9 protein-coding genes are annotated in these 15,973 nt (G+C 71.4%); 6 read left to right on the forward strand and 3 right to left on the reverse strand.

Annotated elements, in window-relative coordinates:
- Positions 1-82: 82 nt before the first annotated feature.
- The 3 genes from JIG36_RS18165 to ilvD all read right to left on the reverse strand — a co-directional run bounded on the left by JIG36_RS18165 (position 83) and on the right by ilvD (position 5,569).
- On the reverse strand, positions 83-2,581 hold the full coding sequence (locus JIG36_RS18165; protein WP_307872780.1) for an MFS transporter: 2,499 nt from the start codon (positions 2,579-2,581) through the stop codon (positions 83-85).
- A 96-nt stretch (positions 2,582-2,677) separates the two neighbouring features.
- Entirely contained in the window at positions 2,678-3,433 is a 756-nt protein-coding gene (locus JIG36_RS18170) for a siderophore-interacting protein (RefSeq protein ID WP_203377523.1), read from the reverse strand.
- 288 nt (positions 3,434-3,721) lie between these two features.
- Entirely contained in the window at positions 3,722-5,569 is a 1,848-nt protein-coding gene (gene ilvD / locus JIG36_RS18175; RefSeq protein ID WP_203377524.1) for a dihydroxy-acid dehydratase, read from the reverse strand.
- 112 nt (positions 5,570-5,681) lie between these two features.
- Here ilvD and JIG36_RS18180 point away from each other — a divergent pair, with 112 nt between their 5' ends.
- The 6 genes from JIG36_RS18180 to JIG36_RS18205 all read left to right on the forward strand — a co-directional run bounded on the left by JIG36_RS18180 (position 5,682) and on the right by JIG36_RS18205 (position 15,962).
- Positions 5,682-8,015, forward strand: a complete 2,334-nt coding sequence (locus JIG36_RS18180) for a putative bifunctional diguanylate cyclase/phosphodiesterase (RefSeq protein ID WP_307872781.1) — start codon at positions 5,682-5,684, stop codon at positions 8,013-8,015.
- 200 nt (positions 8,016-8,215) lie between these two features.
- Complete coding sequence (locus JIG36_RS18185; protein ID WP_203377525.1) at positions 8,216-10,045, forward strand: acetolactate synthase large subunit; 1,830 nt, start codon at positions 8,216-8,218, stop codon at positions 10,043-10,045.
- A complete protein-coding gene (ilvN, locus tag JIG36_RS18190; RefSeq protein WP_184955320.1) occupies positions 10,045-10,560 on the forward strand; it encodes an acetolactate synthase small subunit in 516 nt (171 codons plus the stop codon). Before JIG36_RS18185 ends, ilvN begins: the two co-directional genes overlap by 1 nt.
- A 22-nt stretch (positions 10,561-10,582) precedes the next feature.
- A complete protein-coding gene (gene ilvC / locus JIG36_RS18195) occupies positions 10,583-11,596 on the forward strand; it encodes a ketol-acid reductoisomerase (RefSeq protein WP_203377526.1) in 1,014 nt (337 codons plus the stop codon).
- A gap of 260 nt (positions 11,597-11,856) precedes the next feature.
- Positions 11,857-15,576, forward strand: a complete 3,720-nt coding sequence (locus JIG36_RS18200) for an ALF repeat-containing protein (protein WP_203377527.1) — start codon at positions 11,857-11,859, stop codon at positions 15,574-15,576.
- On the forward strand, positions 15,576-15,962 hold the full coding sequence (locus tag JIG36_RS18205; RefSeq protein WP_203377528.1) for a hypothetical protein: 387 nt from the start codon (positions 15,576-15,578) through the stop codon (positions 15,960-15,962). The genes JIG36_RS18200 and JIG36_RS18205 overlap by 1 nt, the downstream gene beginning before the upstream one ends.
- Positions 15,963-15,973 lie beyond the last annotated feature (11 nt).

Here is a 15,973-nt window from a genome sequence, read left to right on the forward strand (position 1 = left end):
CACCCGGATCCACTAGGATTTTCAGTAGGGTGGCCACCCCGGGTGGGTGGGGCCTTTATTCCGCGAGATCAACTTCAGGTCCTCAGTGGAGGGCGGTGATCGTGGCCGGCGTGCCCAGGGTGATGTCGTGGTCGGCGTGGTCGCCGGTCAGTTCGACCCGCGTCGCCACCGGGGCGTGGCCGCTGGCCGCCACCGTGTAGACGCCCGGCGGCAGGTCGCGCAGCTCGTAGCGGCCCTCGTGATCGGTCGTGGCCGCGCCCGCGACCCGGCCGAAACGGTCCACCGCCACCACCGACGCCTCCGGGATCGGGTGGCCCGAACCGGCTGCCCGGACGTTGCCGGTGAGCACGCCGCCGACGGCCAGGGCCAGGTCGACCGGGCCGGGCTCGTTGGGTGAGACCGTCCGCGACGCGGGCCGGGCGTGCGCGGCCGTCGCCGTCAGCGTGTACTCCGGGCCGTCCAGGCCGGGCAGCTGGTAGCGGCCGTCCGGCCCGGCCGTCGTCGTGGCCACGACCTCGCCCTGCGGGTTGGTCAGGGTCAGCGTGGCGCCGGGCAGGCCGCGGCCCGCCCGGTCGGTGACCCGGCCGGTCACCTGGCCGGCGCCCGCCAGCGACAGCACACGCCTTATCTCACCGGCGGCTACATTGATCACGGCGGCCGCCGGCTGGTGCCGGTCGGCCGCGCAGATCAGCAGGAACGAGCCGCCGGAGTGCAGCACCATCCGGTACGTGCCGTCCTCGCCGGTCACCGCGCGGGCCAGCTGCTGACCGCCGAAGTCGGTGATCGTCAGCGTGGCCCCGGGCAGCGGCAGTCCGCCCGGTCCGTCGATCCGGCCGCGCACCACCGCATCACCCGGGCCGGTGGGCTCGTCGGGCGCGGAGTACGCGGCCGGGGCGGCGGGGTCGTCGGTCAGCTGGGCAGTTTCCATGTCGGGCGTCCGTTCGTCGAAGAGCCGGGCCAGGTCGGCGTCGAGGTCATCCAGGTCGGTGCGGGCAAGTGCGTGTTCCGGAGGGGTCGAGGCCGAGGCCGCCGCCCCTCGCAACGGCACGTGCGGGAGGAACAGGAAGAGCACAAAGGCAACGAGCAGGATGGCAGCGGCGATGAGGAAGATGCCGTCCACCGCGTCCGAGAAGCCCGCCTTGAACGGATGTGCCAGGGCCGGGGTCACCCGCTCGAGGAACGAGGTGTCGTCCAGGGCGGATCCCTCGCCGCGGACCACCCCCATGAGGGCGGGCTCGGCGGCGGCCGCGCGCTGGGCGGTGGTGTCCGCCCGGAACGCGGCGGCGATCCTATCGCCCGCGGTGGCGAACAGGATGGACAGGAAGACGGCGGTTCCGGCGGTCGCGCCCATCTGCCGGAAGAACGTCGACGACGCGGTGGCCACGCCGATCTCGGACGGCGGCATGGCGTTCTGCACGGCCAGCGTGACCGGCTGCAGCACGAAGCCCAGCCCCAGCCCGAAGACTCCCATGTGGATGCCGGTGTGCCAGAACGGCGTGCCGACGCCCACGGTGTGCAGCAGCGCCAACCCGGCGATCATCAGCGCCGCGCCGGTCGCCGGGAAGACACGATATTTTCCCGTACGGGAAATGGTCTGTCCCGAGACGAGCGAACCGATCATGATGCCCGCCGTCATCGGCAGCAGCTGCAGCCCCGACTCGGTCGGCGTCGCGCCCCGCACGATCTGCAGGTAGAGCGGCAGCAGGGCCAGCCCGCCGAACATCCCCATGCCGGTCACGAACCCGCCGCCCGCGGTCAGCGCGAACGTGCGGTTCCGGAAGAAGCGCAACGGGATCAGCGCCGCCGCCCCCATCCGCGTCTCGGCGATCAGGAAGAGCACCAGCCCGGCGCCGCCGACCAGATAACAGACGACCGACCGGCCGGAACCCCATCCCCACGTACGCCCCTGCTCGGCCACGGTCAGCAACGGAACCAGGCACACGCAGATGGTCAGCGCGCCCCACCAGTCGATCCGATGCTCACGCCGGGTGTGCTGGATCCGCAGCACCCGAGCCACGACGACCAGCGCGACCGCGCCGATCGGCACGTTGACCAGGAACACCCAGCGCCAGCCGGCGATCCCCAGCAGCTCGTCGGTGCCGGCCAGGAACCCGCCGATCACCGGCCCGAGCACGCTCGCCGAACCGAACACGGCCAGGAAGAATCCCTGGTAGCGGGCCTGTTCGCGGGGCGGCACGAGATCGCCGACGATGGCCAGGGCCAGCGAGAACAGGCCGCCCGCCCCGAGCCCCTGAACCGCGCGGAAGGCGGCCAGCTGATACATCGACCCGGCGAACGCGCAGGCCGCCGACCCGACGACGAAGATCGTGATGGCGGCCAGGAAGAACCGCTTGCGACCGTAGATGTCGGACAGCTTGCCGTAGAGCGGCGTCGAGATGGTCGCGGTGATCAGGTAGGCCGTGGTCACCCAGGCCTGCACGCTCAGGCCCTGCAGGTCGTCACCGATCGTGCGGATGGCCGCGGTGACGATGGTCTGGTCGAGCGCGGCCAGGAACATGCCGAGCATGAGCCCGGCCAGCACCTCGAGGGTCTGCCGATGGCTTCGCGCGTCGGTGCTCACGCATCGACCAACGATGCGGCCTCACCGGAAGTTGCCCTTTGGGAAAGATCAATTTGCCGGGCTCCTCCCCTTTTCAGCCCGACCGGCTTGATCGGTTCAAGACCCGTTGTCGTCGCGCCGCTTGCCCATCGCCTTGCCTTCGATCCAGTAGGCCTGGGTGTACGTGTTCTCCTTGGTCGCGCCCGCACGCCCCCGGGCCACCGCTCGCACCGCCTTGAGTGAGCCCGACTCGCCCGCCGCCCAGAACTGCCAGCCCGGCCGGATCCGCTCACTGACCGCCTTGACCAGCGAATCGGTGCCCTGCCGGGGAACCCGGTGCACGGTCAGTCCCGGACGGCCGACCAGCGGGATCTGCTCGTCCTCGGCGTGCGCCTGCTCCAGCACGAGTTCCACGTCGACGCCGGCCGGCAGTGTGCGCAGAATGCCGTTGACCGCCGGAACCGAGGCGGCGTCGGCCACGAGCATCACCCCGCTCACCTCGTCGGCCAGCTTGAACGGCTGCGACCCGAGCGACACGACGGCCACCTGGCTCCCCGGCTCGACCTTGGTCGCCCACAGCGAGGCTGGTCCCGCCGGCTCGTGCAGCACGAAGTCGACCTCGATGGTGCCGGCCGTTTCATCGGCCTCGGCGATCGTGTAGGCGCGCTGGTATTCCCGCTTGCCGCCGTCCGGGTCAGGGATCCAGAACCGCAGCCAGGCCGCCGGCTCGGGCCGCACCTTAGAGAACAGCGTCGGCGCTTCGAAGCTCAGCCGGACGAAGTGGGGCGCGATCTCGCGTCGCCCGGTGACGGTCAGCACGTGGTCGCGCCCACCGAGAACCTTGATGACCGCGCCTTCCCAGCCACGCGCCATGAGGACCTCCTGTTGCCGTGTGGAGAGGTAAGGCTAACCTAACTCCCGACAACATCAAGTCCTCCTGCCCTACCCCTCCCGCCCAGGGGGTCCACCCTCATCCAGCGTGGCAAATCCGGGCCCGCAGCGTGGGGCGGCCTGTGGACAACGCGGGATTGTGGATAACCGAATCGGCGGCCCGGCGAGGCGTACCGTCGGCGCACCGGGAGGAGGTGGGACGTGAAAGCACGGACGTCGAACGACAGCGGCCACGCACCCCTCGGGTGCGTGGCCGCGGCAGACAACGATCTACTCAGGGACCTTGCGGTAGGCGCCGTCGCTGGCGCTGGTGGCCATCGACGCGTAGGCCCGCAGCGCCGCCGAGACCGGGCGCTGCCGGTCGGCCGGGCTGTAAGGCTTCGGGCGCCGCTCCTCCTCGTGTCGACGCTGCGCCAGGGCCTCGTCGTCGACGTGCAGGGTGATGGACCGGCCGGGGATGTCGATGCTGATCTCGTCACCGGTCTCGACCAGGGCGATCAGGCCCCCCGCGGCCGCCTCGGGGGAGACGTGGCCGATGGACAGGCCGCTCGTGCCGCCCGAGAAGCGGCCGTCGGTGATCAGCGCGCACGCCTTGCCCAGGCCGCGGCCCTTGAGGAACGACGTGGGGTAGAGCATCTCCTGCATGCCGGGGCCGCCGCGCGGGCCCTCGTAGCGGATGATCACGACGTCGCCCTCGACGACCTCCTTGCCGAGGATGCCGTCGACCGCCGCGTCCTGCGACTCGTAGACGCGGGCGGGGCCGGTGAACTTCCACAGCGACTCGTCGACGCCGGCCGTCTTCACGACGCAGCCGTCGGGGGCCAGGTTGCCGAAGAGGATGGCCAGGCCGCCGTCGACCGTGTAGGCGTGGTCGACCGAGCGGATGCAGCCGTTCTCGGCGTCGGTGTCCAGCGTCGCCCAGCGGTTCTGAGTGCTGAACGGCTGCGTGGTGCGCACGCCGCCCGGAGCCGCGTGGAACAGCTCCAGAGCCGCGGGAGAGGGCGACCCGCCGCGGATGTCCCACTCGCCCAGCCACGTGTCGAGGTCGGGCGCGTGGACCGAGCGGACGTCGGTCTTGAGGGCGCCGCCGCGGTGCAGCTCGCCGAGCAGGGCGGGGATGCCACCGGCGCGGTGCACGTCTTCCATGTGGTATTTCGGGCTGTTCGGCGCGACCTTGGACAGGCACGGCACCCGGCGCGAGATCGCGTCGATGTCGGAGACCGAGAAGTCGAGCTCGGCCTCGCGGGCCGCGGCCAGCAGGTGCAGCACGGTGTTGGTCGAGCCGCCCATGGCGACGTCGAGGGCCACCGCGTTTTCGAAGGCCGACCGGTTGGCGATGCTGCGGGGCAGCACCGACTCGTCGTTCTGCTCGTAGTACTGCCGCGCGATGTCGACGATCAGCGTGCCGGCCTTCTCGAAGAGGGCCTTGCGCGAGGCGTGGGTGGCCAGCGTCGAGCCGTTGCCCGGCAGGGACAGGCCGATCGCCTCGGTCAGGCAGTTCATCGAGTTGGCGGTGAACATGCCCGAGCAGGAGCCGCAGGTCGGGCAGGCCGAGCGCTCGATGGTGTCGAGCTGCGCGTCGGTGACGTTTTCGTTGGCGCTGGCGCTCATCGCGTCGACCAGGTCGAGCTTCTCGTGCACGACGCCCTCGATCGCGACCGTCTTGCCGGCCTCCATGGGGCCGCCGGAGACGAAGACCGTCGGGATGTTCAGCCGCAGCGCGGCGATCAGCATGCCCGGGGTGATCTTGTCGCAGTTCGAGATGCAGACCAGGGCGTCGGCGCAGTGCGCGTTCACCATGTATTCGACCGCGTCGGCGATCAGCTCGCGGCTGGGCAGGGAATAGAGCATGCCGCCGTGGCCCATCGCGATGCCGTCGTCGACCGCGATCGTGTTGAACTCGCGGCCGACGCCGCCGGCCTGCGCGATCGAGTCGGCGACGAGGCCGCCGAGGTCCTTGAGGTGCACGTGACCTGGTACGAACTGGGTGTAGCTGTTGGCAATCGCCACGATGGGCTTGCCGAAGTCGTCGTCGGTCATCCCGGTGGCGCGCCACAGGGCACGCGCGCCGGCCATGGTCCGACCGTGGGTCGAGGTCCGGGATCGCAGGTCAGGCATCCCCTCAGTGTGCCACTGCCAGAAGTAAGGACCGCCAATCACGTCCACAAGACGGGATTCCGGAACCGTCAGAGGGCTCCCTAAATAGATCGGCATCAGGCAGAGTGTTCGCGTGCAATCACCCTCCGGTGTGGAACTGGCCGGCCTCGCGAGCCTTCTGATCGCGGTCCCGGCCGTCGCCGTGCTGGGCGATTCCGGGCGTAGGCACACCGGCGCGGCCCGCCGGGCCCATCTGCTCCTGGCTGCCGGTGGTGCCGTCGCGACCGCGGCCGCGCTGGCCGGCGTCATCACTGTGCTCCTCACCACCTCGCAGCCGCCGCGCGTGGGCCTGGGCACGGCGGTCGCCGCGGGCATGGCCCTGGGCGTGCTCACCCTGCTGGTCGGGGCGGCGCTGATGCCGGGCGCGGCGGAGAGCGCGGGCGCGGCCGTACGGCACCTGCTGGACGGGCTCGTGATCGCCGCCGCGTTCTGGTTCGTCGGCTGGGTGCTGATCGCCGAGCCGACCCGCATCCTGGGCGACGCCACCCCGATGGCCTGTCTCTCGGTTCTCATCCCGGCCGGGCTCACGGTCGTCTCGCTCGGCCTCACCATCGTGCTGGCGCTGCACGCCCACCGTCCGAGGCTCATCACCGTACGGGTGGCGGCCGGGGTCAGCCTCGTGTCGGGCTCGGCGGTCGCCATCGCCAGCGGCATCTGCCAGGACCACGACGCCGTGGGGCTGGCCGGGGCGCTCCTGCTGCCGGCCGGCCTGGTCGTCATCGCGCGCGCGGTCAAGATCGCCGACCGCCCGGTCGAGGTCGTCGGCGACGTGACGGACCGCAACACGGCGTACGCGATCGTCCCGATGGTCGCCATGGTCGGTGCGCTCGGCTATCACCTGGCCCGCGGCGGTTCCTTCGACCTGTACGGCTTTCTGGGCGCCAGCGTGGAGGGGTTCGCGCTGGTCGGGCGGCAGTTCCTGGCCCTGCGCGACGTCCGGCGCTACACGCTGGAGCTGCGCGAACGCGAGGCCCACTTCCGCGAACTGGCCCACACCGACCCGCTGACCGGCCTGGCCAACCGCCGGGGCCTGCAGCGGGCGCTGCGCGCGAGCGGTGACTCGCGGGTGCTGGTCGGCATCGACCTCGACGGCTTCAAGACGGTCAACGACATGCGCGGTCACGACGTCGGTGACGCGGTGCTCACCGAGGTGGGCGAGCGGGTGCGGCGCAACCTGCTCGACGGCGACGTGGCGGCCCGGCTCGGCGGCGACGAGTTCGCGGTGCTCATGCGGGGCAACGCCGAGGAGGCCATGCTCACCGCGCACCGGCTCCTGGCAGTGCTGAGTGAGCCGTACGAGGTGGAAGGTCTGGCGGTTTTCCTCTCGGCCAGCATCGGGGTGGCCGATTCGACCACGCTCAGCCCGGCCGACACCGGCGAGCTGATCCGGGACGCCGATCTCGCGCTGCGCTACGCCAAGCTGCGCGGCAAGAACCGGGTCGAGCGCTATCAGGCCCGCTACGACGAGCTGCTGCGCCGCCGCGGCACGCTGGAGAACGAACTGCGTCACGCGATCGACCGCGACCAGCTGCGGCTCGTCTTCCAGCCGGTGGTGGCCCTGCCCTCGATGCGGCCGGTGGGCGCCGAGGCGCTTTTGCGCTGGCATCACCCGACGCTGGGGGCGGTGCGGCCCGACGAGTTCATCCCGGTGGCCGAGGAGTCGGGGCTGATCAACCGGATCGGCGCCTGGGTGCTCGAGCAGGCCTGCATCCAGCTCGCCGACTGGCTGTCGCGCGGCCACGACGTGTGGGTGTCGGTCAACCTGTCGCCCAAGGAGCTGCACTCCACCGACTTCGCGGGTCACGTGGCCGACGTGCTCGAGCAGCACGGGGTGCCGCCGCAGCGGCTGGTGCTCGAGGTCACCGAACACGCCGTCGCGACCGACATGGAGGAGCTGATCAGCCGCCTGGCCGAGCTGCGGGCCACCGGCGTCCGGGTCGCGCTGGACGACTTCGGCGCGGGCTACTCGTCGCTGGGCCAGCTGCGCACGCTGCCGGTCGACATCCTCAAGATCGACCGTCTCCTGGTGGCCGAGCCGGAATCCCGTACGGGCATGGCCGCGCCCCTGGTCGACGTGGTGGTCCGGATGGGGCACCGGCTCGGGCTGGAGGTGCTGGCCGAGGGCATCGGCACCCCGGCGCAGCGGGCCGCGGTCGAGGAGGCCGGTTGCCGGCTGGGCCAGGGCTCGCTGTTCGGCTGGGGAGTGCCCGCCGAACACCTGGAGGCCCAGTTGCAGACGCTGCGTCAGGGCGGGTCGCCTCGGCCGCTGCCGGCGCCGCGCTCGGCCCCGCCGGTGGACGCCGCCGCACGCAGTCAGGTCGTCTCCCTCGGGCCGGGAATGCGCCAGCTCAGGGCGTTGCTGCCGAGCGATCCGGGATTCGTGGCCCCGCCGAGTGAGTCCGAGTGATCAAAATGTGGGATCAGTTGACTCACCGCTTGAGATGGGGCAAGGTTGGCAGCATGTGCTTCGCGTCCCGAGTACTTATGTGAGCGCACTCCAGCCCCGGTAAAGAGGGCCAGAGTGCGCTAGGTCCCGTGCTTCCCGCACGAGGGCCTTTTTTGTTGCTCAAGTACAGGACCGCCCAACTCGAAAAGGTATGAAGTGCCATGACGAGACCCACTCCCGAGACTCTCGCCCACCGAGCCAACCCGGCCACTGTCGCGGCGGCCGCCACCCCGGCCCCGGCCGTAGCCTCCCCGGTCCCGACCTCGGGCGCCGGCTCGCTCGTTCGGTCGCTCGAGGCGCTCGGCGTCGAGGTCGCGTTCGGCATCCCCGGCGGCGCGATCCTCCCCGCGTACGACCCGCTCTACGACTCCAAGGTCCGGCACATCCTGGTGCGGCACGAGCAGGGCGCGGGTCACGCCGCCACCGGCTACGCGCAGGCCACCGGCAAGGTCGGCGTCTGCATCGCGACCAGCGGCCCGGGCGCCACCAACCTGGTCACGCCGATCGCCGACGCATACATGGACTCGGTCCCGATCGTCGCCATCACCGGTCAGGTGGCCCGGCCCTCGATCGGCACGGACGCCTTCCAGGAGGCGGACATCCAGGGCATCACGCTCCCGATCACCAAGCACAACTTCCTGGTGCAGACGCCCGAGGAGCTCCCGAAGATCCTGGCCGAGGCGTTCCACCTGGCGATCACCGGTCGTCCCGGCCCGGTGCTGGTCGACATCCCCAAGGACGTGCTGCAGGCGCAGACCACGTTCACCTGGCCGCCGGCGATCGACCTGCCCGGCTACCGCCCGACCCTGCACCCGCACGGCAAGCAGATCCGCGAGGCGGCCCGCCTGATCGCCGCGGCCAAGCGCCCGGTGCTCTACGTGGGCGGCGGCGTGCTCAAGGCCGGCGCCACCGATGGGCTGCGCAAGCTGGCCGAGATGACCGGCATCCCGGTCATCACCACGCTGATGGCGCTGGGCGCGTTCCCCGACTCCCACCCGCAGCACCTGGGCATGCCCGGCATGCACGGCACCGTCCCGGCGGTCTACGCGCTGCAGAAGTCCGACCTGCTGATCACGCTGGGCGCGCGCTTCGACGACCGGGTGACCGGCAAGCTCGACTCGTTCGCGCCGGACGCCAAGGTCGTGCACGCCGACATCGACCCGGCCGAGATCGGCAAGAACCGGCACGCCGACGTCCCGATCGTCGGTGACGCCCGGCACGTGATCGACGAGCTGATCGCCGCGGTCTCGGCCACGGCCGAGGGCGCCGGGCAATATGAGGCCTGGTGGGCCACCCTGAACGAGCTGCGCGAGCGCTACCCGCTGGGCTACGAGGAGCCGACCGACGGCACCCTGGCCCCGCAGTACGTGATCGAGCGGCTCGGCGAGATCGTCGGTCCCGAGGCGATCTACGTGGCCGGCGTGGGTCAGCACCAGATGTGGGCCTCGCAGTTCATCAAGTACGAGCAGCCGGGCACCTGGCTGAACTCGGGCGGCGCCGGAACCATGGGTTACGCCGTCCCGGCGGCGATGGGCGCCAAGGTCGGCAAGCCGGACACCACCGTGTGGGCGATCGACGGCGACGGCTGCTTCCAGATGACCAACCAGGAGCTGGCCACCTGCGCGCTCGAGGGCATCCCGGTCAAGATCGCCGTGATCAACAACGGCAACCTGGGCATGGTCCGGCAGTGGCAGACGCTGTTCTACGACGGCCGCTACTCGAACACCGAGCTGGGCACGCACAAGCACCGCATCCCCGACTTCGTGAAGCTGGCCGAGGCGCTCGGCTGCATCGGGCTGCGCTGCGAGTCCAAGGACGACGTCGACAAGATCATCAAGCAGGCCATGGAGATCAACGACGCCCCGGTGGTCATCGACTTCACGGTCGGCAAGGACGCGATGGTCTGGCCCATGGTCGCGGCCGGCACCAGCAACGACGAGATCATGTTCGCCCGGGACGTGCGTCCCAACTTCGAAGAGGACGACCTCTGATGAACAAGCACACGCTTTCCGTGCTGGTCGAGAACAAGCCCAGCGTGCTCGCTCGCGTCAGCGGCCTGTTCTCCCGGCGCGGCTTCAACATCGATTCCCTGGCGGTCGGCGAGACGGAGAACCCGGACGTCAGCCGCATCACGATCGTGGTCAACGCCGACTCCTCACCCCTGGAGCAGGTGACCAAGCAGCTCAACAAGCTGGTGAACGTCCTGAAGATCGTCGAGCTGGACCCGCAGCAGTCGGTTCAGCGCGAGCTCCTGCTGGTCAAGGTGCGCGCCGATCGCGCGCAGCGCAGCCAGGTGCTCGAGACGGTCGAGCTGTTCCGGGCGAGGGTGATCGACGTCGCTCCGGACACCCTCACGATCGAGGCCACGGGTAACCCCGACAAGCTGGACGCGTTGCTGCGCGACCTCGAGCCGTACGGCATCAAGGAAATGGTCCAGTCGGGCCTCGTGGCCATCGGCCGCGGCTCCCGCTCGATCACCACCGGCCCGGCGCTCCGCGCCGCCTGATTCAACCCAAGAAGGAAAAGCAATGACCGCGGAAGTTTTCTACGACGACGACGCCGACCTGAGCATCATCCAGGGCAAGAAGGTCGCCGTGATCGGCTACGGCAGCCAGGGCCACGCCCACTCGCTGTCGCTGCGTGACTCGGGCGTCCAGGTGGTGGTCGGTCTGCAGGAGGGCTCCAAGAGCCGGGCCAAGGCCGAGGAGCAGGGCCTCGAGGTCAAGACGCCGGCCGAGGCGTCGGCCTGGGCTGACGTGATCATGGTGCTGGCGCCGGACACCGCGCAGCGCAAGATCTACACCGAGTCGATCGCGCCGAACCTGTCCGCGGGCAAGGCCCTCTTCTTCGGCCACGGCCTCAACATCCGGTTCGAGCTCATCAAGCCGCCGGCCGACGTGACCGTCGCCATGGTCGCGCCGAAGGGCCCGGGTCACCTGGTCCGCCGCCAGTACGTGGACGGCAAGGGCGTGCCGTGTCTGGTCGCCGTCGAGCAGGACCCGACCGGCGAGGGCCTCGCGCTCGCGCTCTCCTACGCGAAGGCGATCGGTGGCGCCCGGGCCGGCGTCATCAAGACCACCTTCAAGGAGGAGACCGAGACCGACCTCTTCGGCGAGCAGGCCGTCCTCTGCGGTGGCACGGCGGCGCTGGTGCAGACCGGCTTCGAGGTGCTCACCGAGGCCGGCTACGCGCCCGAGATCGCGTACTTCGAGTGCCTGCACGAGCTCAAGCTGATCGTCGACCTCATGTACGAGGGCGGCATCTCCCGCATGCGCTACAGCGTGTCGGACACCGCCGAGTTCGGTGACTACGTCAGCGGCCCGCGGGTCATCAACGCCGAGACCAAGGCCGAGATGAAGCGGATCCTGGCCGACATCCAGTCCGGCGAGTTCACCCGCCAGCTGATCGAGGACGACGACAACGGCCGTCCGCTGCTCACCAAGTACCGCGAGCAGGGTGCCGCGCACCCGATCGAGGTCACCGGCAAGAAGCTGCGCGACATGATGAGCTGGGTCGACCGGCCGATCACCGAGACCGCCTGATTTTCCCGCTCCACCCGCATGCCCGGCCTCCGCGGAGGCCGGGCATGCTGCGTTGTGATCCCTTTCTCGGCCCCGCGGGCGCCGCGCGGACATCCACGGTCTTGATCCTGTGATTGAATGCCCGCGGCGCCTAGGTATCGACCTCGATGATTGGTCGGTCGCCGCGTCCACGGGGGCATTTCGAACGTGAGGGGCCGGGCACCGCTGTGCCCGGCCTCCGCTTCCCCGTGCGGATCGCAAGCTGAACGGGGATGCACGCAGTGAGAGTTGTCCAGCGGATTCGGGTCGCGGCGCTGGCGGCGCTGGCCGCCGCGATCGTCGGAACCCATTTACACGCACCACCCGCACTGGCAGCGCCGGCACCGGTGCGGGCGGCCGCCGAGGCCGAGCCCGACACCCCCGACCTGCCGCCGCTGATCACCGAGACGTGGAACGGCTCGACCGGGCTGTCCGCGACCGAGGAGCGGTGGCGCAAGGCGGTTGCCGACGTGGCCGAGTTCACGGCCGAGCCGGAGGTCCGGGACGCGGCTCTGGCTGCGTTGGCGACGGGTGATCCGGCGACGATCCAGAAGTTTGCGATGGTCGACAAGCCGGCTCTCGAGAAGCAGGTGGCGGCCCGGAAGAAGCAGGAGGCGGCGGACAATCTGGCCGCGATCCGGGCGATGGCGGGCACCGGCGGTTCGTATTTCAACGCCGAGGTGCAGCGGGTTCTGGCTGGGACTGACAGCGACCGGGCGGCGTTTCTGGCCTATGGCGCGGGCATCGCGCGGGAGCGGGACGCGCAGGTCGCTCGTACGGCGGCCGAACGCGCCACCGCGCTGCGCGAGCGCGTACGGCTTGTGGCTGCGGCCGCTCCGGCCGAGTCGAACGTCCGGCGGGCGGCGGAGGCGGCGCTGGCCGGTGATGACGCGGCGATCTCGGCGTTTCTGAACTCTGGTTACCTGACTGCGGCGCGGGCCGATGCGGCCGAGCGGGAGCAGTATCTGAAGGACCTCGAGGCGCGGAACAAGGCGGCCGAGGAGCTGACCGAGCTGGCCCAGCGCTCGGCCCGGGCCAACGTCGCCCGTCGGCAGATGCTGGTGGCCCACGGCGAGGCCGTACGGGCCCTGCAACAGGCGGCGAACGCGATGGCCGCGGCGGCGAACGCGGCGCGGCACTCCGCACGGGTCCTCGACGGCAGCGGTACCACAGCGCAGAAGGCGTCCGAGCTGACGATCGCCAACACCGAGGCGAAGAGGCAGCTCGGGTACGCACAGGAGGCGGCCCGGCAGGCGTCGGCGGCCGCGCAGACGGCGTCCTCGGCGGCCGACGACCTGATCGACACCGGCCTGGAGTACGGCGCCGAGTGGTCGTTGATCTCGCAGGGCATGAGCGAGGCGGCCACGGCGGCCGTGGGCGCGACCCAGACGGCCCAGTTCGCGATCGACGCCACCATCGCCACCAACAGCGCGCAGGGCGCCCAGGCCCAGGCCGAGGCGCACGCCCAGCAGGCGATCAAGTGGCGGCAGCACGCCGAGGAACACGCCAAGTCGGCGGCGAAGCTGGCCGCGGCCGCGGCGAAGCAGACCGCCGCCGCCAAGACGGCCGCCGCGCGTACGAAGAAAGCTCGTGAAGAGGCCCAGGCGGCCGAGGCCAAGGCGTGGGCCCAGGCCGAGAAGACGCGCCAGCATCGGCAGGAGGCCGAGGCCCAGGCGGCCGAGGCCAAGCGCCAGCGGCAGATCGCCGAGGCCGAGCGTGCGAACGCGGCCCGGCACCGGGCCGAGGCCGAGCAGCAGGCGGCTATCGCCCGCAACGCCCGCGCCAACGCCGACTCGCAGGCGGCGATCGCGGCGTCGGCCCGGCAGAAGGCGGAGTCGTCCAGCGCGGCCGCCGAAGCCGCCGCCGGCCGGGCCTGGGACAAGGAGAGCGAGGCCGGGCGGGCGCGGGACGCCGCGGTGCAGGCCGAGCTCGACGAGCAGACCGCCAAGGCGTACGCCCAGGCGATGCGGGCCGGCGTGGCCGCGGCCGGCAGCCAGACCGAGAAGGAGGCCGCGCAGCGGGAGGCCGACGCGGCGGACCGGCAGGTCGGGGTGGCCAGTGGCGCGGCCCGGTCGGCCCGGGCGTCGGCGAACACGGCGACCGGCGCGGCGGCCAACGCCCGCGCCGCCGCCACCCAGGCCCAGCAGGCGGCGGACCGGGCCGCGGTCGCCGCCAAACGGGCCCGGGAAGCCGCGGCCGCAGCTGATGCGGCGGCCGACAAGGCCGAGGCGAGCGCGCGGGCGACCCACGCGTCGCGGGTGCGCGCCGATGCCAAGGCCGCGGTGGCCACGGCCGAGGAGACCAAGGCGGCGGAAGCGGCCCGGACGGCGGTTCGGCTGAGCGACCAGGCGGCCGACGAGGCCGTACGGGCCCTGTGGGCCGCCAACCGCACCAGGGACGAGGCCGAGGCGGCCACCAGCGAGGCGGTCGCGGCCTCGGTGCAGGCCGAGATCGCGGTGCGGGCCGCCGCCGCGGCGCGCGACTCGGCCGCGGGCATCGCCGAACCGGCGAACACCGCGATCGCCATGGTGTCGCCGTTCACCGGGGCCGACATCGACGCCGACTTCGTGCGACTGGTCGCCGAGCAGGCCCAGAGCATCGGCGCCGAGCAGGCCGCCGCGGCCCAGGCCCGGGCCGAGGAGGCGCTGACCGCCGCCCAGCGGGCCGAGGCCGCCGCCGACCGGGCCAACGAACAGGTGAAGCCGGCCTTCACCGCCGCCGCGCAGGCCGCCCGGTCGGCCGCGAACGCGGCTGCTTCGGCCGCCGAGGCCAAGAAGTACGCCGCCCAGGCGGCGGCCGACGGTGCGGCCGCGCGGACCGCCGCGGCCAGTGCCGCCCGGGCCGACGCCCAGGCCCGGGCCGACGCCCTGGCCGCACGTCAGGCGGCCAACGAGGCGGCGAGCGACGCCGCCATCGCCGGTCGCAGCGCCCAGGCCGCCCAGAACGAGGCCAACGCGGCCAACAGCGCGGCCACGGCCGCCGAGGCCGACGCGGCCGCGGCCCGGGGAGCAGCCGACCGGGCCGAGGCGGACGCCGCGGCCACCAAGCGGGCGGCCGAACGGGCCCAGTCCTACGCCGACAGTGCCGCCACCGCGGCGGCGAGCGCCCTGCAGCACGCGGTCGAGGCCCAGCAGGCCGCCGAGCGGGCCGAGGAGGCGGAACGGCAGAGGGAGCTGGACCGCCGTCGTGAGCTGGTCGAAGGCACGTCGAGTGCGCCCACCGGGGCCGAGCGCGACGAGTTGCTGGCCCTGCTGCTCGACGGCGAGGAGGACGAGTACAAGCAGCTCGAGGAGCTGGCCAACAAGGACCTGCTGGACTATCTGAAGGAAGCGATCCCGGGCCTCATCGAGGACCTGACCCCGTGGGGCGACATCAAGGGCTGCTTCATGGAGCGCAACTGGACGGCGTGCCTGTCGCTGGCGCTCACCTTCGCTCCGGGCGGTGGCCTGCTCAAGGCGGGCAAGATGGCCAAGAAGCTCCTCGAGCACGCGCCGAAGATCAAGAAGTTCCTCGACGACGTCAACAAGGCCCGCAAGCGGCTGGAGGAGCTGCGCGAGAAGGCCCGCAAGCGCAAGACCCCCGACACCCCGCAGGCCTGCCCGATCCGGCCCAATCCGGCGGCGTCCCGCGCGGCCGCGGTGGCGCAGGGCGGTGGCAGCAGCTGGTGCATCCCCGACGAGGACCGCTGGGAGGATTCCGGTGACATCGCCAACGGGCACGCGGACGGCAAGCACGCGTCCGAGTTCCCCGGCATGTCGCGGGAGGAACTGGGCAGACTGGTCGACGACACCATGCGCAACCCGTCCCGGGTCAAAGATCTGGCCCGCGGGCGCAAGGCCTACGTCAGCAAGGACGGCCGGACGGTCGTGATCCACGATCCGATGAGCCCCGACGGCGGCACGGTGTTCAAGGGCAAGACGAACAAGGACGAATTCGAGGAGTGGTGGGAGGATCTCGACTGATGTCCGAGACTCCGGTGCGACCGAGCGAGATCCTCAACGACGACGAGGCCGACCTGCTGAGGCGGGCCCTCAACGAGTGGCTCGGCCCGGCCCGCTGCAGCGACGAGATGGCGTACGCCATGGGTTTCGCCGACGCGGACGACCTGGTGCGGGGCGTCCGGGACCTCAAGCGGGCCCTCAAGGCGGACGAGCCGATCGCGCCGGTCGACTGGGCCCGCATGCTGCTGTCGACCGAGGTCGTCTTTGTCAGCGATCTCGTCGGATCGGGTTATGAGTGGTCGACCACTACCGGGCGTAGCGACGAGGGGACCATTCGTCTGCTGCGGGGTCTTCAACGTCAGCTCGGTAAAGTGATCAAGCCGTACTACGGAAAACGGCCCGCGTAGCGAAAGGGCCC

The organism is Paractinoplanes ovalisporus (assembly GCF_016834655.1).
In the GTDB taxonomy this organism is placed as follows: Bacteria; Actinomycetota; Actinomycetes; order Mycobacteriales; family Micromonosporaceae; genus Actinoplanes; species Actinoplanes ovalisporus.